The organism is Hydrogenophaga taeniospiralis (assembly GCF_020510445.1).
GTDB lineage: Bacteria > Pseudomonadota > Gammaproteobacteria > Burkholderiales > Burkholderiaceae_C > Hydrogenophaga.
In genome coordinates this window covers 4694208-4716427 of sequence record NZ_JAHBAG010000001.1, presented here as the reverse complement: position 1 = coordinate 4716427, position 22220 = coordinate 4694208, and the positions used below count along the sequence as shown (strand labels likewise).

The 22220-nt window shown below is 67.8% G+C and carries 18 protein-coding genes and 1 tRNA gene; 8 read left to right on the top strand and 11 right to left on the bottom strand.

Annotation, left to right across the window (positions count from 1 at the left end; genetic code table 11):
- Positions 1-12: 12 nt before the first annotated feature.
- On the bottom strand, positions 13-648 hold the full coding sequence (locus KIH07_RS22635; protein WP_226494112.1) for a Smr/MutS family protein: 636 nt from the start codon (positions 646-648) through the stop codon (positions 13-15).
- Between the two features lie 181 nt (positions 649-829).
- Positions 830-1522, bottom strand: a complete 693-nt coding sequence (radC, locus tag KIH07_RS22630) for a RadC family protein (protein WP_226494111.1) — start codon at positions 1520-1522, stop codon at positions 830-832.
- A 121-nt stretch (positions 1523-1643) separates the two neighbouring features.
- Here radC and KIH07_RS22625 point away from each other — a divergent pair, with 121 nt between their 5' ends.
- Genes KIH07_RS22625 through serS form a run of 3 tightly spaced genes read left to right on the top strand, consistent with a single transcriptional unit; the run spans position 1644 to position 4403 of the window.
- On the top strand, positions 1644-2090 hold the full coding sequence (locus KIH07_RS22625; RefSeq protein WP_226494110.1) for an FKBP-type peptidyl-prolyl cis-trans isomerase: 447 nt from the start codon (positions 1644-1646) through the stop codon (positions 2088-2090).
- Positions 2090-3061: a 4-hydroxy-3-methylbut-2-enyl diphosphate reductase gene (gene ispH, locus KIH07_RS22620; protein WP_226494109.1), complete on the top strand. Its 972-nt coding sequence runs from the start codon at positions 2090-2092 to the stop codon at positions 3059-3061. The genes KIH07_RS22625 and ispH overlap by 1 nt, the downstream gene beginning before the upstream one ends.
- 22 nt (positions 3062-3083) lie before the next feature.
- Complete coding sequence (gene serS, locus KIH07_RS22615; protein WP_226494108.1) at positions 3084-4403, top strand: serine--tRNA ligase; 1320 nt, start codon at positions 3084-3086, stop codon at positions 4401-4403.
- 59 nt (positions 4404-4462) lie between these two features.
- Here serS and KIH07_RS22610 read toward each other — a convergent pair.
- Positions 4463-4554: transfer RNA gene (locus KIH07_RS22610), tRNA-Ser, on the bottom strand.
- Between the two features lie 105 nt (positions 4555-4659).
- Here KIH07_RS22610 and KIH07_RS22605 point away from each other — a divergent pair.
- Positions 4660-6105, top strand: coding sequence for a sensor histidine kinase (locus tag KIH07_RS22605; RefSeq protein ID WP_226494107.1), 1446 nt, complete (start codon positions 4660-4662; stop codon positions 6103-6105).
- 45 nt (positions 6106-6150) lie between these two features.
- Here KIH07_RS22605 and KIH07_RS22600 read toward each other — a convergent pair whose 3' ends face one another.
- The 7 genes from KIH07_RS22600 to ppc form a co-directional block, all read right to left on the bottom strand.
- The gene (locus tag KIH07_RS22600; protein WP_226494106.1) at positions 6151-6744 is read right to left on the bottom strand and encodes a LuxR C-terminal-related transcriptional regulator; all 594 of its coding nucleotides are present in this window, start codon (positions 6742-6744) and stop codon (positions 6151-6153) included.
- Positions 6745-6925: 181 nt separating this feature from the next.
- On the bottom strand, positions 6926-8221 hold the full coding sequence (locus KIH07_RS22595; protein ID WP_226494105.1) for a tryptophan--tRNA ligase: 1296 nt from the start codon (positions 8219-8221) through the stop codon (positions 6926-6928).
- Between the two features lie 16 nt (positions 8222-8237).
- The gene (locus tag KIH07_RS22590) at positions 8238-8906 is read right to left on the bottom strand and encodes a site-2 protease family protein (RefSeq protein WP_226494104.1); all 669 of its coding nucleotides are present in this window, start codon (positions 8904-8906) and stop codon (positions 8238-8240) included.
- Between the two features lie 85 nt (positions 8907-8991).
- The gene (locus KIH07_RS22585; RefSeq protein ID WP_226494103.1) at positions 8992-9627 is read right to left on the bottom strand and encodes an L-threonylcarbamoyladenylate synthase; all 636 of its coding nucleotides are present in this window, start codon (positions 9625-9627) and stop codon (positions 8992-8994) included.
- Positions 9628-9689: 62 nt separating this feature from the next.
- Positions 9690-10562: a DMT family transporter gene (locus KIH07_RS22580; RefSeq protein ID WP_226494102.1), complete on the bottom strand. Its 873-nt coding sequence runs from the start codon at positions 10560-10562 to the stop codon at positions 9690-9692.
- A 38-nt stretch (positions 10563-10600) separates the two neighbouring features.
- Positions 10601-11446: a 3',5'-nucleoside bisphosphate phosphatase gene (locus KIH07_RS22575; RefSeq protein WP_226494101.1), complete on the bottom strand. Its 846-nt coding sequence runs from the start codon at positions 11444-11446 to the stop codon at positions 10601-10603.
- Positions 11447-11602: 156 nt separating this feature from the next.
- Positions 11603-14446, bottom strand: coding sequence for a phosphoenolpyruvate carboxylase (gene ppc, locus KIH07_RS22570; protein ID WP_226494100.1), 2844 nt, complete (start codon positions 14444-14446; stop codon positions 11603-11605).
- 136 nt (positions 14447-14582) lie between these two features.
- Here ppc and hemC point away from each other — a divergent pair, with 136 nt between their 5' ends.
- The 4 genes from hemC to KIH07_RS22550 are packed head-to-tail and all read left to right on the top strand — an operon-like array spanning position 14583 to position 18931.
- On the top strand, positions 14583-15545 hold the full coding sequence (gene hemC, locus KIH07_RS22565) for a hydroxymethylbilane synthase (protein WP_226494797.1): 963 nt from the start codon (positions 14583-14585) through the stop codon (positions 15543-15545).
- 4 nt (positions 15546-15549) lie between these two features.
- Positions 15550-16419, top strand: a complete 870-nt coding sequence (locus KIH07_RS22560) for a uroporphyrinogen-III synthase (protein WP_226494099.1) — start codon at positions 15550-15552, stop codon at positions 16417-16419.
- Positions 16416-17621 (top strand): uroporphyrinogen-III C-methyltransferase, encoded by a 1206-nt coding sequence (locus KIH07_RS22555; protein ID WP_226494098.1) that lies wholly within the window; start codon positions 16416-16418, stop codon positions 17619-17621. Before KIH07_RS22560 ends, KIH07_RS22555 begins: the two co-directional genes overlap by 4 nt.
- 26 nt (positions 17622-17647) lie before the next feature.
- A complete protein-coding gene (locus tag KIH07_RS22550; RefSeq protein WP_226494796.1) occupies positions 17648-18931 on the top strand; it encodes a heme biosynthesis HemY N-terminal domain-containing protein in 1284 nt (427 codons plus the stop codon).
- Between the two features lie 143 nt (positions 18932-19074).
- Here the strand turns inward: KIH07_RS22550 and KIH07_RS22545 are convergent, their stop codons facing one another.
- Positions 19075-22050: an Rne/Rng family ribonuclease gene (locus KIH07_RS22545; protein WP_226494097.1), complete on the bottom strand. Its 2976-nt coding sequence runs from the start codon at positions 22048-22050 to the stop codon at positions 19075-19077.
- Positions 22051-22220: the final 170 nt, after the last annotated feature.

Below are 22220 nucleotides of genomic sequence, written 5' to 3'. Positions count from 1 at the left end.
TGAGGGCGCCGTTCAGGCGGGCCGCAGCAACACCACCAGCGCCCCGGCGCCACCCTCGGCCGGCCGCGCCTGCACGAAGGCCAGCACCTCGTTCTTCTGCACCAGCCAGCGTTGCACCCGGCCCTTGAGCACCGGCGTGCGGCCCGGCGAGCCCAGGCCCTTGCCGTGCACCACGCGCACGCAGCGCAGACCCTGCTGTTGCGCTTCGCGGATGAAGCGGCCCAGCGCTTCGCGGGCCTCGTCGACGCGCAGGCCGTGCAGATCGATCTGGCGCTGGATGCTCCAGCGGCCTTCGCGCAATTTGCGCGTCACATCCGGCCCCAGGCCGGGGCGGCGAAAGCTCAACTGGTCGTCGGTGTGCAGCAGGGTTTCGACGTCGAAGTCGTCCGACAGCGCCTCGCGCATCACGGAGGCTTCGTCCAGCTGGCGCTGGCGGGGCGCCGGTTCCACGGGCCTCGGCGGGTGGTGCACGCGCCGGGCGGAAACCAGGGGCCGCACCGGGCCCACCGCCAGTTCAAACAAACGCGTTTCCCGGTCCACCCGCTGCAGCCGCAGGCGCTCGGCCTCGCGCGCCGCTGCCTCGGCAGCCGCCCGCTGGGCGATCAGCTTCTGCAGCGTCTTGAGTTCGGCGAGCGAGCGCAGTTTCATGGTGGCGCGATTTTCGCGCACGCGAGGCAAGCAGTGCCGTGCGGTCGCCATCGTCCCGCACGCGGCCCAGGGTAAGCCGGAGCGCGTGACCGAGGCAGCACACACCGTGGAACCGGCTGTGCCGGGCCACTGGTGTGGTCCCCCTCTGGGGGGAAGACGCGCAGCGGCGCAGGGGGGCTTCTTAAACCAGACCCAGCTCTGCCATCGACGCCGCCTGCTCGCGCGTCACGATGAAATGGTCCAGCACACGCACATCCACCAAAGACAGCGCGGCCTTGAGCGATTGCGTCAGCGCTTCGTCGGCGCGTGAGGGCTGGGCGGTGCCGCTGGGGTGGTTGTGCGCCAGCACCACGGCGGCGGCGTGGTGGTGCAGGGCGCGCAGCACCACTTCGCGCGGGTACACGCTGGTCTGCGTCAGCGTGCCGCGGAACAGCTCTTCGAGCGCGATCAGCCGGTTCTGGCTGTCCAGGAACAGCACGGCGAACACCTCGTGGTTGCGCGCGCCCAGTTGCAGCTGCAGGTATTCGCGCACCGCCTTCGGGCTGTCGAACAGGGCTTTCTGCTGCAGCTCCTGCGCCAGCGCCCGGCGCGCGAGTTCGAGCACGGCCACCACCTCGGCCCGTTTGGCCGGCCCCAGGCCCTTGATGACCTTGAGCGCGTCGGCCCCGGTGTGCAGCAGGCCGCCGACGCCGCCGAAGGTGTCGAGCAGCTCCTGTGCGAGCTGCACCACGTGTTTGCCGGGAATGCCGGTGCGCAGCAGCAGGGCCAGCAGTTCGGCGTCGCTGAGCGCCGATGGTCCGCGCGCGAGCAGTTTTTCGCGCGGGCGCGCGTCGTTGGGCAGGCTTTTCAGCCCGGTACTGGCAAGGCCATTCATGTTTTTCCTCCCTGGATCAGCCTGCTTTTTACAATAGGCAGAGTTGTCGCTCACAAACCCGCTCCCACCCGTGCGTGGCGCGCCGTCGCGATTCACCGTATTCCAACCTCCCCCAAGACCCATGGCTCACGTTCAAGAAGGCTCCTTCCTCACTCTGCACTACCGCATGTCCGGGCCGCAGGGCCAGGTGATCATCGACACCTTCGAAGGCCAGCCCGCCACGCTGAGCCTCGGCTCCGGGCAGCTCTCGCCCGCGATCGAGCAGCGCCTGATCGGCCTGGAGGAGGGTATCCGTACCGTGATTGAGCTCGAAGCCGGCGAAGCTTTTGGCGAGCGCCAGCCGGACATGGTGCAATGGGTGGCGCGCAAGCTGCTGAGCGAGCTGGGCGACCCGCACGAGCAGTACGCGGCCGGCGACGTGGTGCAGTTCCCCACGCCCGACGGCCTGGGCAGCTACGCCGGTTCGGCGGTGGAGGTGCGCAAAGACGGTGCGGTGCTGTTCGACTTCAACCACCCGCTGGCGGGCCAGCCGGTGCGCTTTGAAGTACAGCTGATCGGGGTGCTGTGATGGACGAGCCGAAAGAAGTCATCCTGGCCGAACCGCGCGGCTTCTGCGCGGGCGTGGACCGCGCCATCGAGATCGTCGAGCGCGCGCTGGCCAAGTTCGGTCGGCCCATCTATGTGCGCCACGAGATCGTGCACAACACCTACGTCGTCAACGACCTCAAGGCCAAGGGCGCGATCTTCATCGAAGAGCTGTCCGACGTGCCACCCGGCGCCACGCTGGTGTTTTCCGCCCACGGCGTGAGCAAGGCGGTGCAAGAGGAAGCGCAGGCGCGTGGGTTCAACATCTTTGATGCCACCTGCCCGCTGGTGACCAAGGTGCACGTGGAGGTGGCCAAGCTGCACAAGGAAGGCTTCGAATTCATCATGATCGGCCACAAGGGCCATCCCGAGGTCGAGGGAACCATGGGCCAGCTCGACAGTGGCATCCACCTGGTCGAAGACGCGGACGACGTGGCCCGCGTGATGCCGGCCCAGACCGAGAAACTCGCGGTGGTGACGCAGACCACGCTGAGCGTGGACGACGCCGCCGGCATCCTGGCCGCTGTGAAAGCCCGCTTCCCCAGTGTGCGCGAACCCAAGCAGCAGGACATCTGCTACGCCACGCAAAACCGGCAGGACGCCGTCAAGCTGCTCAGCCCGCAGGTGGACGTGGTGATCGTGGTCGGCAGCCCGACCAGTTCCAACAGCAACCGCCTGCGCGAGGTCGCGCTCAAGCTCGGCACGCCGGCCCACATGGTGGACAGCGCCGAGGAACTGCAGGCCGAGTGGTTCGAGGGCCGCTCCCGCGTGGGGCTGACCGCCGGCGCCTCGGCGCCCGAGATCCTGGTGCGCCAGGTGATCGACCGCATCAAGGCGCTGGGCGCGATCTCCGTGCGCACCATGGACGGCCTGACCGAGACGGTCAAGTTCCCGCTGCCCAAGGGCCTGAGGATCGAGGGCGATGGCCCCTCGCTGATCGGACACCTGCACTGAACCCCAAAACTACAATTTCCACATGCTTGACATCGTCCTACTGAGAAAAGACCTCGACGCCGTGATCGCCCGGCTCGAGACCCGCAAACAACCCCAGGCCTTCCTGAACGTGGACGCTTTCCGCGCACTGGAGGCGGAGCGCAAGACGCTGCAGACGCGCACCGAAGAGCTGCAGAGCCAGCGCAACAGCCTGTCCAAGCAGATCGGCATGCTCAAGGGCAAGGGCCAGCACGCCGAGGCCGACGCGGTGATGGCGCAGGTGGGCGCGATGAAGGCCGAGCTGGAAAGCTCCGCCGCGCGGCTGGAGGTCATTCAAGCCGAGCTGCAGAACCTGCTGCTGGCTGTGCCCAATCTGCCGCACGAGAGCGTGCCGGTGGGCACGGGCGAAGAGGGCAACGTGGAAGTGCGCCGATGGGGAACCCCCAGGGCCTTCGACTTCGAAGTCCGCGACCATGTGGACATCGGCGAAAAGCTGGGCCTGGACTTCGACACCGGCGTCAAGCTGGCGGGTTCGCGTTTCACCTTCATGCGCGGCCCCATCGCCCGCCTGCACCGCGCGCTCGCCCAGTTCATGCTCGACGTGCAGACCCAGGAGCACGGTTATACCGAGTGCTACACGCCCTACATCGTCAACGGCGAAACCCTGCGCGGCACGGGTCAGTTGCCCAAGTTCGAAGGCGATCTGTTCGCCGTGAAAAAGGGCGGGCAAGAGGGCGAAGAGATGCCCGACACGCAGGCGCTGTACCTGATCCCCACCAGCGAAGTGACGCTGACCAACGTGGTGCGCGACACCGTGCTGGCCGAGGCCGAGCTGCCGATCAAGATGACCGCGCACACGCCGTGCTTCCGCTCCGAAGCCGGCAGCGCCGGGCGCGACACGCGCGGCATGATCCGCCAACACCAGTTCGACAAGGTCGAGATGGTGCAGATCGTGCACCCCGAGAAGAGCTACGAGGCGCTGGAGGCCATGACCGGCCACGCCGAGGCCATCCTGCAGAAGCTGGGCCTGCCGTACCGCGTGATGAGCCTGTGCACCGGCGACATGGGCTTTGGCGCCAGCAAGACCTACGACCTCGAAGTCTGGGTGCCGGCGCAGGGCACCTACCGCGAGATCAGCTCGGTCTCCAATTGCGAAGCCTTCCAGGCGCGCCGTCTGCAGGCCCGCTTCAAGAACGCCCAGGGCAAAAACGAACTGGTGCACACGCTCAACGGCTCCGGTCTGGCGGTGGGCCGTGCGCTGGTGGCGGTGCTGGAGAACAACCAGAACGCCGACGGCAGCGTGACCGTGCCCGAGGCGCTGCGGCCCTACATGGGCGGCATGGAGCGCCTGGCCGCGGCGTGACGCGCCGGCCCCTGCGGCGCCCCCAAGAAAAAGCCCCGCAGTGCGGGGCTTTTTGCATTTGGCGGAGAGAGAGGGATTCGAACCCTCGGTACAGGAATACCTGTACGCCGGATTTCGAATCCGGTGCATTCGACCACTCTGCCATCTCTCCTGTGTCGAAGCCCATGATTCTAGCAGGACCTCGGACGGCGCCTTTCCGGTGGTTCACAGAAGGACACCGGGTGCGACAATGTCGCCACACGCACCCTCACCGCCCATGCTCGTCGACACCCAGCCTGCCACCTACCAGCACGTGCCCGCCACCGTCGAGGTGCGCGACCAATGGGTCAATTCCCAGCTGATCTCGGTCCTGATGGACAACATGGTGCCCTCGCTGCTGGCGGCCGGCATGGCGTTGCCCGTGCTGGTGTTCCTGATGGCGGGCGAGGTGGACCTGTGGGTCCTGCTCGCATGGATCGGTCTGCTGGTGGCGATGTTGGTCTACCGCTACCGTCTGATCGGTATCTACCACCTGCGCCATGACAGCAGCGAAGGCCCTCAGCGACTGGACTTCGTTCGGCGCTACCAGTGGTCCTGGGCCGTTGTGGGGTTCTTGTGGGGCGGTGGCGTTTTGCTGACCTACCAGCAGGTCAGTTCGACGACGCAGTTTGTCTACGGGCTCATGGTGCTCGGTCAGGGGCTATTGGCGCTGACCTCCTACAGCGCGTACCTGCCCATTTTTCGGGCCTACGTGCATGCCCTGCTGCTGTCCGTGATGTTGGGACTGATGGTCAATACCATCCGCGTGCTGGGGGAGACTGGCGCGCTGGAGACCGGCCTGGCGTTGATGGCGCTGCTGATGGTGTTCTGGTGGCTGCTGTTGATTGCGGGCCGGCGGTTGCATCAGGTGTACCGCTCCAGCTTCGAGCTGCAGTTCTCGAATCAGGAACTCATTGATTCGCTGACGCTGCAGACCCGAGCCTCGTTGCGCGCCGTGGCCACCAAGAACCGGTTTCTGGCTTCCGCCGCGCACGACCTGCGCCAACCCGTGCATGCGCTGAGCCTGTATGCCGACTGGCTGGCCACCGAGCCCGAGATGGCGCGCGAGATTTCGCCGCGCATCCTGCAGTCCACCCGGGCCATCAACGAGCTGTTCGACTCGTTGTTCGACCTGACCCGCATCGACGCGGGGAACTACAAGGTGCGCTTGCAGCACGTGGACGTGCGCCAGCTGTTTGCCGATCTGGCCCTGCAGTTCGAGCCCGTCGCGGCGGGCAAGTCGCTCAAGCTCAAGACCCACACGCGTCCCACGACGATCTGGGCCGACCCGGTGGTGTTGCGCCGCATCCTGGGCAATCTGCTCTCCAACGCGTTGCGCCACACCCACCGGGGAGGTGTCCTGCTGGACCTGCGCCACCGAGAGGACATGCTGGTGTTCGAGGTGTGGGACACCGGGGTGGGCATCGCCCGCGAGCACCAGCAGGCGATCTTTCAGGAGTTCTTCCGGGTGTCGCAACACCAGGGCACCGAGGACAGCCTGGGCCTGGGATTGACCATCGTCTCCAAGCTGACCACCCTCATGGGCTACCAGCTGGCGCTGACCTCGGTGGAGCACAAGGGCAGCGTGTTTCGCCTGATGCTGCCGGCCTATACCCAGAAGAGTCAGCCGGACGAACTGGTGCCGACGGTGGTGTTGAACTCGGAGTTCATGGACCTGCGCTGAACCGGCAGGGGTCAGGCGCACGGCCCTCTTCAGGCCGCCGCCGTCTCAGAGGTCCAGCAGGCCTGCGGTACGCGCCAGATGGCTGGCTTGCGAGCGGCTCTTGACGTTGAGGCGCCTGAACAGGCGCCACAGGTGCACCTTGACGGTGTGTTCGCTGATCTGCAGCTGTTCGGCGATGTCGCGGTTGCTCAGGCCCCGGTCGAGCATAACCAGCAGCTGTTTCTGCCGCTTGGACAGTTTTTCGGGAATGGTGGGCGCGTTCTCGTCTTCGACCTCGTCGGCCAGGAACTCGCGCAGCACCTTGCCAATCTGGGCCGCGCCGGCGGATTTTTCCACATAGGCGTCGGCACCGGCTTCACGGGCCAGGTCTTCGTAATCGGAGGCGGGGGACGCCGACAGCACGATGAGCGAGGTGTCGGGCAGCATCTGCCGTATTTCACGCACGCCCGAAACCCCGTTGGTGTCGGGCAGCTTGAGGTCCAGGCACACCAGTTCGGGCTCGCCGTGTTCGGTGATGGCCTTGCTCACCGAGGCGAGGCGTTCCAATTCGATCACCTGGGTGGATGCACGCAGGCGGCGCAATAGCATGACGACGGCTTCGCGCATCAGCGGGTGATCGTCAATGACAAAAATACTCATGGCGGGGTGTGCTGTAGATAATTGGTTTCAGTGTGACAGCATATCGGCATTGCAGGGGTTTGGCGATAGCGAATAGTGTCCGGATGCTGCCCTTGTTTTTGGCTTTTTGAGCCCGAGGCGGCGCTAGGCCGAGGCGCAACCGCCGCAGGGGGGCGCATTCGCCACCCACACCTCGCCAGCCTCAGTCCGCGGGGTGGGCGAAATGGTCAAGCGCCTCGCTCACGGCTTGGGTATCGGCGTGCAGGCTCAGGCACGCCTGCAGCTCGGGCAGCACCACGCTGCCACCCTGCTGCAGCCGGGCGATGGTCTGCGCGGCGTCTTTGGGCGAGGCAAATCCGGTGCTCTGCAGCAGCAACAGCCCTTTGGCGTCCAGCAGCTTGAAGTAGAACTGTCCGTCCGCTTCGCGGTATTGCTTGAAGCTGGGGGCAGCGACCTTGCCGGCCTTGGATGCCTTGCCGGTGGCTGGCACGGCGTCCAGCCGGCGCAGGCCCACGGCGTGGCGCAGCCGGGCCGTGAATGGGGTGGCCACGGTGCGGGCCTTCTCGGCACCCGCTTTGAGGGTCTTTTCAATCTGTGCCGGGTTCTGGATCAGTTCGTCGTACACCGCGCGCAAGGGGGCGATCTCCTGGTCCAGCCGTTCGAACAGCATCTGTTTGGCATCGCCCCAGGCAATGCCGTTGGCGTAGGCCTGGGCCAGCGCGGCGGTTTCTTCCGTCGAGGCAAAAGCCTGGTAGAGCTGGAACAGCGCCGAGCCTTCGATGTCCTTGGGTTCGCCGGGCGCGCGCGAGTCGGTCACGATGCCCATGATGAGTTTGCGCAGCTGGTCGCGCGGCACGAACAGCGGGATGGTGTTGTCGTAGCTCTTGCTCATCTTGCGGCCGTCCAGCCCGGGCAGGGTGGCCACATGGTCCTCGATGGCGGCTTCGGGCAGCGTGAAGTGTTCGCCGTACAGGTGGTTGAAGCTGGCCGCCATGTCGCGCGCCATCTCGATGTGTTGGATCTGGTCGCGGCCCACCGGCACCTGGTGGGCATTGAACATCAGGATGTCGGCCGCCATCAGCACCGGGTACATGAAGAGGCCGGCGGTCACACCCGCATCGGGGTCGACGCCGGCGGCGGTGTTCTTGTCCACCGAGGCCTTGTAGGCGTGGGCGCGGTTGAGCACACCTTTGCCGGTCACGCAGGTCAGCAGCCACGTGAGCTCGGGGATTTCGGGAATGTCGGACTGGCGGTAGAAAGTGACCTTCTCCGGGTCCAGGCCGCAGGCCAGCCAGGTGGCGGCGATTTCCAGCGTGGAGCGCTGCACGCGCGCCGGGTCGCCGACCTTGATGAGGGCGTGGTAGTCGGCCAGGAAATAGTAGCTGTGCACATCGGGTTGCAGGCTCATGCGCACGGAGGGACGCACGGAGCCCACGTAGTTGCCCAGGTGGGGCGTGCCCGAGGTGGTGATGCCGGTGAGGACGCGTTGGATGCTCATGGTGGGAGAAGCTCAATCAGGACAGCAAAAGGCTCAGCGGGGTGAGCAGCAGGCGGATGGCGCCATAAGTGAGGTTGATCAGCGGGTAGAGCCAATAGGTCGCCACCAGCCCCGTGATCACCAGGGCCATCACGATGAAGAAGCCCCAGGGCTCAATGCGCGAGACGGCGACGGCCTGCTTCCAGGGCAACAGACCCACCAGAATGCGACCCCCATCAAGCGGTGGCAGTGGAAAAAGGTTGAAGGCGTACATCACCAGGTTCCACATCACGCCAGCCTGGCAAACGAGGTGGAAATAGGGTTCGACGACACCCAGGGAAGCAAGCACCAGACCCAGGACAAACCAGGCGATGGCCTGGATCAGGTTGGCGCCCGGACCTGCCAGTGCAACCCAGACCATGTCCCGTTTCGGGTTGTGCAGTTGGCCGAAGTTGACGGGGACCGGTTTGGCATAACCGAACATGAAGGCGCCGGAGGTGGCGAAGTACAGGAGCACCGGCATGAGGATGGTGCCCACCGGATCGATGTGCTTGAGCGGATTGAGGGAGATGCGGCCCTGAACGTAGGCCGTGTTGTCGCCGAAATGGCGTGCCGCGTAGCCGTGCGCTGCTTCATGCAGGGTGATGGCAAACAGCAGGGGCAGCGCGTTGATGGCGATGGCTTGGACGATCTGGGCGAAATCCATGGCGGGCGGCGGGCAAAGCGCTATTGTCCCAGATGGGCGTGGCCGGCCTGGGGCCGGGGTCGCTGGCGCGACCGGCTGGCGGCTTTCAGAGACCCAGGGGGTCGAGGGCGCCCTGGCCGATGCGCACCACCTCGGGCTCGCCGCCGGTGCCCATGGGGGTGAGGTCGATCACGGTGGTCGGTTCAAGCGCGCAGGCGCCTGCGTCGATCACCCCCGCGATGTCGTGTTCGAAGCGTTCGCGGATCTCTTGTGCATCGTTCAGCGGCGCGGTTTCGCCCGGAGGGATCAGGGTCGTGGCGAGCAGCGCGCCGTTGTGCAGTTCCAGCAGCGCCAGCAGGCTGTGGTGCCGCGGCACGCGCAGGCCGATCGTCTTGCGCGACGGATGGCTCAGGCGTCGGGGCACTTCCTTGCTGGCCTCCAGGATGAAGGTGTAGGGACCGGGCGTGGCGAGCTTGAGCAGGCGGTATTGGCGGTTGTCCACCTTGGCATAGCTGGCGAGTTCGCTCAGGTCGCGGCACAGCAGGGTCAGGTGGTGCTTGTCGTCCACCTGGCGGATGCGGCGCAGCCGGTCGGCCGCGGCCTTGTCATCGAGGTGGCAGACCAGGGCGTAGCTCGAATCGGTGGGCACGGCGAGCACGCCGCCGCGCTCCAGCAGCTGCACCGCCTGCTTGAGCAGACGCGGCTGCGGGTTGTCGGGATGGACTTCGAAATACTGGGACATGCCCGTATTGTGACGAGGCTCACCGCGTCGTGCTTCGGTGTCGCCGGGCTGGCGAGGCGCGCTCAGGCCTCCGGCTGGTCCACCGGCAGGCGCTGGTCGCGCGCAGTCAGCCAGCTCGCGCTGGCGCCGCACAAAACGATCATGGCGATGCCGGCGAGTTCGAGCCGGCCGGGGATGTGGTCAAACACCAGCCAGCCGCAGAACATGGCGAAACCGATCTGCGCATACAGGTAGGGCGTGAGTGTGGAGGCACGGGTGCGCGCAAAGGCCAGGATCAGCAGGAAATGGCCCACCGTGCCCATCAGGCCGACCAGGCACAGCAGGGCGAAGGTCCGCGCGTCGGGCAGGGCCTGCCAGGCCAGGGGCAGCGCCACGCTGGCCAACAGCGCGCCGACCCAGCCGGTGTAGAAGTGCATGGTCATGGGGTCTTCGGTGCGCGCCATCTGGCTGGTGAGGATCTGGAACCAGGCGTAGGTGAACACCATCAGCAGCGGCAGCAGGCTGGCCCAGCCGATCACGTCGCCGCCGGGCTGCACCACCAGCAGGGCGCCGACGAATCCACCGGTGACCAGCACCCAGCGCAGGGCGCTCACGCGCTCCTTCAGCAGCAGCGCCGCCAGCAGCGTGACCACCAGGGGGGTGATCATGACGATGGCCGTGAACTCGCCCACCGGCATGTATTGCACGCTGATGAACGACAGCACGCTGACCAGCAGCAACAAGGCCCCTCGCAGCAGCTGAAAGCGCGGGTGTGCCGTGCGCAGCAGCGAGCGCCCACGCATCGGCAGCATGACGGCCGTGACCGCGACCGCCTGGAAGGTGTAGCGGAACCAGACCGCGATCAGCACCGAGACGAAGGCCCCGACGTACTTGACGGCCGTGTCGAGCACGGCGAAGCAGGCGGTGGCGCTGACCAGAAACACGATGCCCAGCATCGCGTGCGCGTTCCCGCGCGGGGACGATGGCGCGCCCATCAGTGGATGCGCGACTGCAACAGCTCCCACACCGGCGTGACGCTGCCGGGCAGGTCGGGCAGCTTGCCCAGATCGGTGTGGCTCTCTTCGGGGCTGTGGAAATCGCTGCCGCGGGAGGCCGCCAGACCGAACTCGTGGCAATAGCCGGCATACTTCACGTAGTCGGCCTGGCCGTGGGCCCCGGTCACCACCTCCACGCCCTGGCCGCCGTGCGACTTGAATTCGGTGAAGAGGGCGAACTCTTCGTTGGCGGTGAGCTTGTAGCGCCCCGGGTGGGCAATCACCGCCATGCCGCCGGCCTGCGTGATCCAGCCCACCGCATCACCCAGCGAGGCCCAGCGGTGTGGCACAAAGCCGGGTTTGCCTTCGGTGATGAACTTGCGGAACACCTCGTTGGTGTCGCGGCACACACCCGCTTCCACCAGGTAGCGCGCGAAGTGGGTGCGTGAGATGAGCTCGGGGTTGTCCACGTATTTCAGGGCGCCTTCGTAGGCGCCGGCTATGCCCACGCGGGCCAGGTCGTCGCTCATGGCGCGGGCGCGCTGCTCGCGTCCACCGCGCGTGGCGCGCAGACCGTTCACCAGACCGGGGTGGTCCGGGTCCATGCCCAGCCCGACGATGTGAACCGTGGTGCCGGCGAAGGTGACCGACACTTCGGCACCCGTGATGTAGCGCAGCCCCAGCGCCTGGGCGGCCGCCAGGGCGCGGGCCTGGCCGCCGATTTCGTCGTGGTCGGTCAGCGACCAGAGCTCGACCCCGTTGGCCTGGGCGCGCTGCGCGAGCGCCTCGGGCGTGAGGGTGCCGTCAGAGACGATGGAATGGCAGTGGAGGTCGGCGTTGAGCATGTGGGTCACCGATCCATTTTAGGGTTGACCAGATCACCGTGCTGGCCCGAGAAGCAAAACCTGAAACGAATGAGGTGACTGCCACCCGGAACACCGCGGAACGGGTTTCGCCCGGCCGCGGGGGGTTGCCCTTTTTGGGGGGCTGGCGTGGGGGGGTTACCCCGTGTTCCGCAGCCCCGCGGCAATGCCGTTGATGGAGATGTGGATGCCGCGGCGCACCTTTTCGTCGCGATCGGCCTGGTTTTCCCCCGCGCGGTAGCGCCGCACCAGCTCCACCTGCAGGTGGTGCAGCGGGTCGATGTAGGGGAAGCGGTGGCGCATGGAGCGCTGCAGCGCCGCGTTGTTCACCAGCCGGTGTTTCTCGCCCGTGATCAGCGAAAGCGCGTCGGCGGTGCGGTGCCATTCGGCTTCGATGGCGGTGAAGACCTTGGTGCGCAGGCGTTTGTCGGGCACCAGTTCGGCGTAGCGCGAGGCCAGGGCCAGGTCGCTCTTGGCCAGCACCATGTCCATGTTGGAGAGCAGGGTGCTGAAGAAAGGCCACTGTTTCACCATCTTCTGCAGCAGGGCCTTCTGTTTCGCCACGCCCTGGGGGCCGTCGCGGTGCAGAAAGGTCTGCACGGCCGAACCAAAGCCGTACCAGCCGGGCAGCGTCAGGCGACACTGGCCCCAGCTGAACCCCCAGGGAATGGCGCGCAGGTCTTCGATCTTCTGTGTGGCTTTGCGCGAGGCCGGGCGCGAGCCAATGTTGAGCTCGGCGATCTCTCGGATCGGCGTGGCGGCGAAGAAATACTCGGCGAAACGCGGGGTGTCGTACACCAGCGCGCGGTAGGCCGACATGCTGGCGGTCGAGAGTTCGGCCGCGGCGTCCAGAAAGGCCTTGGGGGCGTTGCGCGTGGGTTGCAGCAGCGTGGCTTCGAGGGTGGCGGCCACCAGGGTTTCCAGGTTGCGCCGGCCGATCTCCGGGTTGGCGTATTTGGAGCCGATCACCTCGCCCTGTTCGGTCAGCCGGATCTGGCCACGCACCGTGCCGGGGGGCTGGGCCAGGATGGCCTGGTAGCTCGGGCCACCGCCGCGCCCCACGGTGCCGCCACGTCCGTGGAACATGCGCAGGCCGATTTTCTGTGGTGCGTCCAGGTTCAGCGCATCGAACAGTTCGACCAGATCGGTCTCGGCGCGGTAGAGCTCCCAGTTGCTGGTGAAGATGCCGCCGTCCTTGTTGCTGTCGGAGTAGCCAAGCATGATGTCTTGCTCGCTGTATCCGTCGGTCGCGCCCCGCTGCACCATGGCGCGCACGCCCGGCAGGGCGTAGTAGTCGCGCATGATGGGCGCGGCGTTGCGCAGGTCTTCGATGGTCTCGAACAGCGGCACCACGATCAGGTCGCAGCGCGCGTCTTCCTGCAGCAGGCCGCGCATCAGGCCGGCTTCTTTCTGCAGCACCAGCACCTCCAGCAGATCGCTCACGGTTTCGGTGTGGCTGATGATGCAGTGGCGGATGGCCTGCGCGCCAAAGCGCTCGCGCCCGCTGCGGGCGTTCTCGAAGATCGCCAGCTCGCCCAGGGTGTGGGCCGAGTAGGCCGCGCCCGGCACGCGCAGCGGTCGCGCGTCGTTGAGCTGGCGCAGCAGCAGGGCGCGTTTGCCGACTTCGTCCAGCTGCCCATAGTGCGGCTCGATGCGCGCCGTGGCCAGCAGCTCGGCCACCACCGCCTCGTGCTGGTCCGAGCTCTGGCGCAGGTCGATGGTGGCCAGATGAAAGCCGAACACCTCGACGGTGCGGATCAGGGGGTGCAGGCGCGCGCGTGCCAGGGCCGCGCCGTGGTTCGCCTCCAGCGAGGCTTCGATGGTGCGCAGGTCGGCCAGGAACTCACCGGCGTTGCCGTAGGGCTGCTGCGGTGCCACGGCGTGGCGTGCGGCCTCGCCGCCGGTCAGCTGTTGCAGCGTGGCGGCCAGGCGGGCGTACATGCCGGTGAGGGCGCGGCGGTAGGGTTCGTCCTGGCGGTGCGCGTTGGTGTCGGGCGATCGTTCGGCCAGCGCCTGCATCTCGGGGCTGACCCGCGCCAGCATGGCCGACACGGACAGCTCGGCGCCCAGGAGGTGCACCTGGGTCAGGTGGTGGCGCAGCACCAGGTCGGCCTGGCTGTGCAGGGCGAGCTCCAGCGTCTGGGCCGTGACGTTGGGGTTGCCGTCGCGGTCGCCGCCGATCCACTGGCCCATGCGAAGAAACGGTGCCACGCTGTCGCCCAGGCCCTCTTCCAGGTCGCGGTAGATGCGGGGGATCTGCGTCAGAAAGGTGGCCTGGTAATAGCTCAGCGCGTTTTCGATCTCGTCGGCCACGGTCAGCTTGGTGAAGCGCAGCAGACGGGTTTGCCAGAGCTGGGTCACGTGGGCGCGCAGCTGGGCGTCGAAGTCGGCCTGGTCGCGCGGCAGCAGGTGTTCGCGTTCGGCCAGCAGATGGGCGATGGCGCGCTCGGCATCCAGGATGCTCTTGCGCTGCACTTCGGTGGGGTGGGCGGTGAGCACCGGCGAAATGTGGGCCTGCGCGAGCGTCTGGACGATCTGGTCCGGCGCGATGCCGGCCTTTTTCAACCGCTGCAGCGTCATGGCCAGGCTGCCTTCTTGCAGATCGCCGGCCCGCTCGTGCACGGCGCGGCGCCGGATGTGGTGCCGGTCCTCGGCCAGGTTGGCCAGGTGGCTGAAGTAGGTGAAGGCGCGGATTACGCTCACGGTCTGGTCGCCGCTGAGGCCTTTGAGCAGCTTCTTGAGCGACTTGTCGGCCGACTGGTCGGCGTGGCGCCGGAACGCCACCGAGAGCTGGCGGATCTGTTCAATCAGATCGAAGGCGGCCTGTCCTTCCTGTTCGCGGATCACGTCGCCCAGAATGCGCCCGAGCAGGCGGATGTCGTCGATCAGCGGCTGGTCCTTGTCGGCGCGCGATGCACTCCGTGTGGCGGTGGGACGGGTGACGGGGAGTGCGGCGACGGGACGGGCAGGCGATCGGCTCATGGCGGGCGTGTCGGGTGGGGGTTGCTGATATTTTTGGCAGCGGCCATGCTAGCATCCAAAGTTGCCCTTCCCGTTACCAAGCGGGTACGGAAACGCCCCCTACGGGCATGATCTTTTGTGATCCTTCGCCGTGTCGATTTCAAACACCCCCCCCGCGCTGTCCATCACCATCGCCACCCGGGAAAGCCGTCTCGCCTTGTGGCAGGCCGAGCACGTCAAGGCGCTGCTGGAGCAACGGGGGCACCGGGTGAACCTGCTGGGCATGACCACCAAGGGCGACCAGATCCTGGACCGCAGCCTGTCCAAGGTGGGTGGCAAGGGGCTCTTCGTGAAAGAGCTGGAGGTGGCTCTTGAAGAGGGGCGTGCCGACATGGCCGTGCATTCGCTCAAGGACGTCCCGATGGACCTGCCCGAGGGTTTCGTGCTGGCCTGCGTGATGGAGCGCGAGGACCCGCGCGACGCCTGGGTGTCTTCGGCGTGCGCTTCGCTGGCCGAGCTGCCCCAGGGCGCGGTGGTGGGCACCTCCAGCCTGCGCCGTCTGGTGCTGTTGCGTGAAGCGCTCGACGCGCTTGGCCGTGCCGACGTGCGCATCGAGCCGCTGCGCGGCAATCTGGACACCCGCCTGCGCAAGCTCGACGAAGGCCAGTACCACGCCATCGTGCTGGCCGCCGCCGGCCTCAAGCGCCTGGGCTTGTCCGGGCGCATCCGCCACGTTTTTGAACCCGCCGATTCCTTGCCCGCCGCCGGGCAGGGCGCGCTGGGCATCGAGGTGCGGGCCGACCGGCCCGATCTCATCGAGGCACTGGCGCCGCTGGTGCACCTGCCCACCTGGTACCGCGTGGCGGCCGAGCGCACGGTGTCGCGTGCCATGGGCGGCAGTTGCTCCATGCCGCTGGCGGCCTATGCCCAGTGGGAAGCGGCCGGGTCGGGCCAGCTGCGGCTCGACGCCGCCTGGGGCGACCCCGACGGCCTGCAAGGTGTGGTGCGGGTGAGCGAGCAGGCTCCGGTGCGCGATCTGGCGCAGGCCGAGGCTCTGGGCCAGCGTGTGGCCGAGGCCCTGCGCGCGGCCGGTGCCCAGCCTCCCGCCGTGGAGGTTTGAAGCCTTGACCGCGGCACCCGTCCAGCGGCCCGAGGCGAGCCCGCTGGAGCGGCTCATCGTCACGCGGCCTGCGTCGGAGGCCGCTGTCTGGGTGGAGGCCCTGGGGGCCCAGGGCTGGCCGGCGCAGGCCCTGCCGCTGATCGAGATCACCGATCCCCACGACCCGGCGCAGCTGGCCACGCTGGCGCACTGGCGGGCCCATTGGTTTGAGGCCGACGCCATCATGTTCGTCAGCGCCGCCGCGGTCGGCCACTTCTGGTCGCCGGCCATGCCCGCGCGAGCGCCCGACGCAATGCACACCCGGTTCTGGGCCCCGGGGCCCGGTACCGCGCGCGTGCTCGCCCAGGCGCTGGCGCCGCTGGGCCTGGGGGTTACGCAGATCGACGCCCCGCCGGCCGATGCGGCGCAGTTCGATTCCGAGGCCCTGTGGCCGGTGGTCGCGCCGCAGCTGCGTGGCGGCGCCCTGGTGTTGATCGTGCGTGGCGCGTCCCCGGATGCGCCAGCCGAGCCGGGCGCTGGTGCGCTGGCCGGCAACGGCCGTGACTGGCTGATCCGCCGCTGTGAAGCTGCGGGCGCCCGGGTGGACGCCTGCGTGGCTTACGAGCGCCATGCGCCGCTGTGGGACAGTGTCCAACGTGCACAGGTCGACGCCGCCAGCGCCGCCGGCAGCGTCTGGCTGTTCAGCAGTTCGGAGGCGCTGGAGCACCTGCACGCCGCCGCACCCGAACAGGACTGGTCAAGCGCGGCAGCGCTGGCCACGCACCCCCGCATCGCGGCCACCGCGCGCGCGATCGGCTTTGGCCGGGTGATGGAAACCCGCCCGGCCCTGCTCGACGTGCTGCGCACTCTAGAATCGAACTGGAGCCGCCCATGAGCCAGACCCAACCCGATACCCCTCTTTCCGCGCCTTCCGCCGCAGGCGGCGCGGCCTCGGTGATGCCCACCGCGGCACCGCGCTCCGGTCGCTGGGCGGCGGTGCTGGCCATGGTGCTGGCGACCCTGGCATTGATCATGAGTGGCCTGTTGTGGGAAAAGCTCGGGTCCACCCAGCAGGAACTTGCGCGGCGCAGCCAGGACAGCGCAACGCAGGCCGCGGACGCGCGCCGATTGGCCGCGCAGGCCGAGGCCCTGACGCAGGAGCTGCAGGCCCGGCTGGCGGTGGCCGAGGTGCGGCTGTCCGAGGTGAGCCTACAGCGCAGCCAGCTCGAAGAGCTGATGCTCACGCTCTCGCGTTCGCGCGACGACAACCTGGTCCAGGACCTGGAGTCGGCGCTGCGCTTGGCGCAGCAGCAGGCCCAGCTCACCGGCACGGCCCAGCCGCTGATCTCCGCGCTGCAGGCGGCCGACCAGCGCATCGCTCGCGCAGCCCAACCCCGTCTGAACCCGGTGCAGCGCGCCATTGCGCGGGACATCGACCGCATCCAGAAGGCCCCGCTGGCCGACATTCCTGGCTTGGTTCTGCGGCTGGACGAACTGGCGCGCCAGGTGGATGAATGGCCCGTCCTCAACGAGGTGGGGCCTCGCGCCCGTGTGGCGGGGGCAGCCAAAAGCGCCGCGCCCAAGGCGGGCAAAGCGGCGCCAGAGAAGCCAGCGGCTCCCGCGGCAAGCATGGCGGGCAGCGATGCCACCGCGACCGCATCGACCGAGGCCTTGCCGTCCTCCGATGGCGATGCGCCGAGCCAGGGCTGGGACCGGGTGTCGCTGGCCTGGCAGTCCCTCTGGGCCCGCATCTGGGCCGACGTCACGCGCAGTGGGCGCGAACTGGTGCGCGTCAGTCGCATCGACCGCCCGGAAGCCGCCCTGATGGCGCCCGAACAGGCGTTTTTCCTGCGCGAAAACCTCAAGCTCAAATTGCTCAACGCCCGCCTGGGCTTGCTGGCCCGGCACCTCACGTCGAGTCAGGCCGATGTCAAGGCGGTGGAGGCGGCCCTGGCGCGCTATTTCGAAACCACCTCGCCGCTGGTGGGGGGCGCGCGGAGCGCGCTCGCGCAACTGCGCAAGGATCTGGTGGACAACGAGCTGCCGCGTCCCGACGAAACCTTGGCCGCGCTGGCCGCCGCCGCTGGAGGACGCTGATGACCGGCAGACGACAGGGCGGGGCCATGCGCAGTGTGTTCTGGCTGCTCGGGCTGGCCACGCTGGCCGTGGCGCTGGCCCTGCTGGTCGGACACAACGCGGCCACGCTCACGCTCTTCTGGCCGCCCTACCGCTTTGACGTTTCCTTCAACTTCGTGTTGTTTGCCCTGGTCGCGGGCTTTGTGCTGTTGCACCTGGCCCTGCGGGCCTTCGGAGCCCTGCGCGACTTGCCCGCGAAGGCGCAGCGCTGGCGCAGCCAGCAGATCGAGCGGGCGGTGGTGGGCGCCGTGATGGACGCCTTGTCGCTCCAGCTGTCGGGCCGGTTCGTGCGAGCCCAGGCGTCGGCCCAGCAGGCGCTGGACCAGCTGAAATCCTCCCCATCGACCTCCTGGCCCCGGCGTGATCAGTTGCAATTGCTGGCGCATCTGCTGTTGGCCGAGAGTGCGCAGTCGCTGCAGAACCGCGAACGGCGCGATACCAACCTGCAGGCCGCACTGCACCCCAGACTGACTCGCAGTGCGCCCGAGGCCGTCGAAGGCGCGCTGTTGCGCGCCGTGCGCTGGGCGGTGGAAGACCGCGACTACGATGCCGCGCGCAGCCGCCTGGCCGAACTGCCGCAGGGCGCGGCGCGTCGTACCCAGGCGCTGCGCCTGAAGCTGCGTGTCGCGCGGCTCGGTGGGGCCACCGCCGAAGCGCTGGAAACAGCGCGCCTGTTGGCCAAGCACCGTGCGTTTTCGCCCGAGGCTTCGCGCAGCATCGTGCGAGGGCTGGTGCTCGATGCCTTGCACGAGGCGCACGACCTGCCGCAGTTGCAGGAGGTCTGGAACGGGCTGGACGCCAGCGAGCACGCTGTGCCCGAACTGGCGCTGGCGGCTGCGCAACGCGCCAACCAACTGGTGACCGATCCGTTGGTCGGCGAGTCCGACCGTGTGCAGGCCGCGGACCTGGCCCGGACCTGGCTGGATCCGGTGTGGCAGGGGTTCGAGGCCCTGGATGCAGGACAGCAGCGCCAGCTGGTGCTGGCACTGGAACCGGGCCTCCCCCAGCTCGACGCCACCTGGTTGGCACGCCTGGAGCAGGCCCAGCGCCAGTTGCCCAACAACGCCTACCTGCAATACCTCGCCGGGCAGGCCTGCATGCAGCGCCAGCTCTGGGGCAAGGCCGCCCAGTTGCTGGGTCAGGCGAGCCACAGCCTGCTTGAGCCCACCCTGCTGCGCCGCACCTGGTGTGCCTTGGCCCTGCTGGCCGAAGAACGGGGCGACGAGGCCACCGCGCAGGGGGCCTGGAAAAAGGCCGCTTTGCTGAACTGATCGATCGCACTGGGCGCACGCCCGGTGCTGAGCACGGTCCGGGCATCCGCGCCGGGTTTTCATGGGGCACAAAAAAACGCCGGTCGATTCGACCGGCGTTTTTTTGTTGAGAGCGGGGCGCCCTGCCGCAGCAGGGCGGGGACTCACTGGGTTTCGAACGGCAGTGGCATGTTGCGCAGGTCCTTGCGCGTCTCCACCAACACCAGCGGACCGTCGTCGGGCAGTACCACCGGCTTGATCTCGCGCGGCACATGGATCGGCTTGGGTTCGGCGGCAATGGCCGCCTGCACCTGGGCCACCTTGTCGGCGTTGGAGTTGATCCACTCCAGACCGCTGGCATGAGCCACCTGGTTCAGCTCGTCGATCGACACCGTGAACGGCTGCACCTTGGGCAGGCCACGGGCCACGGGAGCCGCCGCAGGAGCGGGAGCAGCGCTGCTGCGTGCCACGGGGGCGGGCACCGGGCGGGGCGCCGGCGCGGCGGCCAGCACGGGAACCGGTTCGACCACGGGTTCAACCACCTCCACCACCGGTGCCACGACGGCCTGGGCGGGGTTGGGCTCCACCGGCAGGCTGAAGTAGCTGCTGCGCACCGGAGCCTCGGACACGGCGTCCTCGCTCGGGTTCACCGGGGCGCTCGAAGTGGTGCCGTCGTCGCCTTCCGGCGCGGCGGCATCGCGCGGAGCACGTTCGCGGCGGTCACGGCCATAGCGGTCGCGGCTGCGGCGTTCACGGGGCACGCGCTGGCCACCGTTGTCGGCATCACCGCCTTCGGCAGTGGGTGCCGAAGCTTCGGCATTGGCCTGAGCGTCCTGTTCCACGCGCTGGGCGGCGGCTTCGTTCAGACCTTGCGGCGCCGCATCGGTGCCCTCCTGTGGGCGGCGGCGGTTGTCGTTGCGTGGGCGGCGTTCGCGCCGCTGGGCTTCGGCTGCTTCAGGCGTTTCGGTGCCCGCGGTCGGTGCGGCGTTCAGCAGCTGTTCAGCGCCTTGCACGGCGTCGACCGGCGCGGCCTCGCGGCGGTTGTCCCGGCGGCCACCGTTGCGGCCCTCGCCACGGGATTCACCGCGTGCTTCACCACGGCCTTCGCCGCGACCCTCTACCCGGCCCTCGCCACGGCGTTCGCCGTTGCGGCCACCTTCGCGGCCCTCACGGCTTTCCGGGCGGCCTTCCACGCCGCGGCCTTCGCCACCGCGTCCACCACGGCCACCTTCGCGGCCTTCGCGCGGGGTGCGGCCCTCGGCACCGTTGCGACCTCCACGGCCGCGGCCGTCGCGGCCGCCATCACGGCGACCATCGGGGCGCTGTTCGCGGTCTCCGGCCTTGGCGGCCGGTGCCACGGCGGGCTTCTCGGTAACCGCTGGAGTCGGTTCCGAGGCGCCACCAAACAGGCTCTTGAGCCAGCCAAAGAAACCCTTTTCGGCCGGTGCCGGGGCCTTGGCCGCGGGTGCTACAGGCGCTGGGGCCACGGGGGCTGCAGCCACAGGCACTTCCGGCTTGGGGGCTGCTACGGGAGCGGGACCGTCGGGCAGCACGCCCTTGATCACCGGCTCCTGCTTGTTGGTGCGTTCCTGGCTGCGGCGCGTGAAGCTGGCCACGTCGTCCACCTCGTCGGCCAGCTTGTAACTGGCATCCAGGTTGTCCAGACGCGGGTCGTCGTGCTTGAGGCGTTCGAGCTTGTAGTTGGGGGTGTCCAGCGACTTGTTGGGCACCAGCAGCACGTTGATGCGCTGCTTGAGTTCGATCTTGGTGATCTCGGTGCGCTTCTCGTTGAGCAGGAAGCTGGCCACTTCAACCGGCACCTGCACCAGCACGGCGGCCGTGCTGTCCTTGAGCGATTCTTCCTGGATGATGCGCAGGATCTGCAGCGCCGAGCTCTCGGTGTCGCGGATGTGGCCCGAGCCACCGCAGCGCGGGCAGGGGATGGACGAGCCTTCGCTGAGCATGGGCTTCAGACGCTGGCGGCTCATTTCAAGCAGGCCGAACTTGCTGATGGCACCGAACTGCACACGGGCACGGTCCTGGCGCAGCGCGTCGCGCAGGCGGTTTTCCACTTCGCGGCGGTTCTTCGACTCTTCCATGTCGATGAAGTCGATCACGATCAGGCCGCCAAGGTCGCGCAGGCGGGCCTGGCGCGCCACTTCGTCGGCGGCTTCGAGGTTGGTGCGGGTGGCGGTCTCTTCGATGTCGCCGCCCTTGATGGCGCGCGCCGAGTTCACGTCCACCGCCACCAGCGCTTCGGTCTGGTCGATCACGATGGCGCCACCCGAAGGCAGATTCACCGTGCGGCTGTAGGCGGTCTCGATCTGGTGTTCGATCTGGAAGCGCGAGAACAGCGGTGCGTCGTCGCGGTAACGCTTCACACGGTGCCCATGCTCGGGCATCACGTGGCTCATGAACTGGTGCGCCTGCTCGAAGATGTCGTCGGTGTCGATCAGGATCTCGCCGATGTCGCTGTTGAAGTAGTCGCGGATGGCACGGATCACCAGGCTCGATTCCTGGTAGATCAGGTAGGCGCCCTTGCCGCCCTTGGCGGCGCCGTCGATGGCGTTCCACAGCTTGAGCAGGTAGTTCAGGTCCCACTGCAGCTCGGGCGCTTCACGGCCGATACCGGCGGTGCGCGCGATGATGCTCATGCCGTTGGGGTATTCCAGCTGGTCGAGCGCGGCCTTGAGATCCTGGCGGTCTTCGCCTTCGATGCGACGGCTCACACCGCCCCCGCGCGGGTTGTTGGGCATCAGCACCACATAGCGGCCGGCCAGGCTGACGAAGGTGGTCAGTGCCGCGCCCTTGTTGCCGCGCTCTTCCTTTTCCACCTGGACCAGCAGTTCCTGGCCTTCCTTGATCACGTCGTTGATGCGCGCCTGGTTGACGGGCACACCGGCGGCGAAATACTGGCGCGAAATTTCCTTGAATGGCAGGAAACCGTGGCGCTCTTCGCCGTAGTCGACGAAGCAGGCTTCCAGCGAGGGTTCGACGCGCGTCACCACCGCCTTGTAGATGTTGCCCTTGCGCTGTTCGCGCCCTTCGATTTCGATTTCGTAGTCGAGCAGTTTTTGCCCGTCCACGATCGCCAGGCGGCGCTCTTCGGCCTGCGTGGCGTTGATCAACATCCGTTTCATGATGCGTTTTCCTTTTCACTGACACTGACATGGCACCGGGACAGACCCAGGCACCGACCTGCCGTGAACCAGCGGAAAAGCGCAAACGGGGAGGAATTGCCGGAGAGCCAATGACCCGCTGCCACCTGGCTTCACCAGGGATGCAGGCAGAGCGTTCGAAAGGTCGGGCA

Excerpts from the sequence above, each read along its gene's own strand:
- KIH07_RS22635 (WP_226494112.1), bottom strand. The coding sequence starts at position 648 with ATGAAACTGCGCTCGCTCGCCGAACTCAAGACGCTGCAGAAGCTGATC.
- radC (WP_226494111.1), bottom strand. The coding sequence starts at position 1,522 with ATGAATGGCCTTGCCAGTACCGGGCTGAAAAGCCTGCCCAACGACGCG.
- KIH07_RS22625 (WP_226494110.1), top strand. The coding sequence starts at position 1,644 with ATGGCTCACGTTCAAGAAGGCTCCTTCCTCACTCTGCACTACCGCATG.
- ispH (WP_226494109.1), top strand. The coding sequence starts at position 2,090 with ATGGACGAGCCGAAAGAAGTCATCCTGGCCGAACCGCGCGGCTTCTGC.
- serS (WP_226494108.1), top strand. The coding sequence starts at position 3,084 with ATGCTTGACATCGTCCTACTGAGAAAAGACCTCGACGCCGTGATCGCC.
- KIH07_RS22605 (WP_226494107.1), top strand. The coding sequence starts at position 4,660 with ATGCTCGTCGACACCCAGCCTGCCACCTACCAGCACGTGCCCGCCACC.
- KIH07_RS22600 (WP_226494106.1), bottom strand. The coding sequence starts at position 6,744 with ATGAGTATTTTTGTCATTGACGATCACCCGCTGATGCGCGAAGCCGTC.
- KIH07_RS22595 (WP_226494105.1), bottom strand. The coding sequence starts at position 8,221 with ATGAGCATCCAACGCGTCCTCACCGGCATCACCACCTCGGGCACGCCC.
- KIH07_RS22590 (WP_226494104.1), bottom strand. The coding sequence starts at position 8,906 with ATGGATTTCGCCCAGATCGTCCAAGCCATCGCCATCAACGCGCTGCCC.
- KIH07_RS22585 (WP_226494103.1), bottom strand. The coding sequence starts at position 9,627 with ATGTCCCAGTATTTCGAAGTCCATCCCGACAACCCGCAGCCGCGTCTG.
- KIH07_RS22580 (WP_226494102.1), bottom strand. The coding sequence starts at position 10,562 with ATGCTGGGCATCGTGTTTCTGGTCAGCGCCACCGCCTGCTTCGCCGTG.
- KIH07_RS22575 (WP_226494101.1), bottom strand. The coding sequence starts at position 11,446 with ATGCTCAACGCCGACCTCCACTGCCATTCCATCGTCTCTGACGGCACC.
- ppc (WP_226494100.1), bottom strand. The coding sequence starts at position 14,446 with ATGAGCCGATCGCCTGCCCGTCCCGTCGCCGCACTCCCCGTCACCCGT.
- KIH07_RS22555 (WP_226494098.1), top strand. The coding sequence starts at position 16,416 with ATGAGCCAGACCCAACCCGATACCCCTCTTTCCGCGCCTTCCGCCGCA.
- KIH07_RS22550 (WP_226494796.1), top strand. The coding sequence starts at position 17,648 with ATGCGCAGTGTGTTCTGGCTGCTCGGGCTGGCCACGCTGGCCGTGGCG.
- KIH07_RS22545 (WP_226494097.1), bottom strand. The coding sequence starts at position 22,050 with ATGAAACGGATGTTGATCAACGCCACGCAGGCCGAAGAGCGCCGCCTG.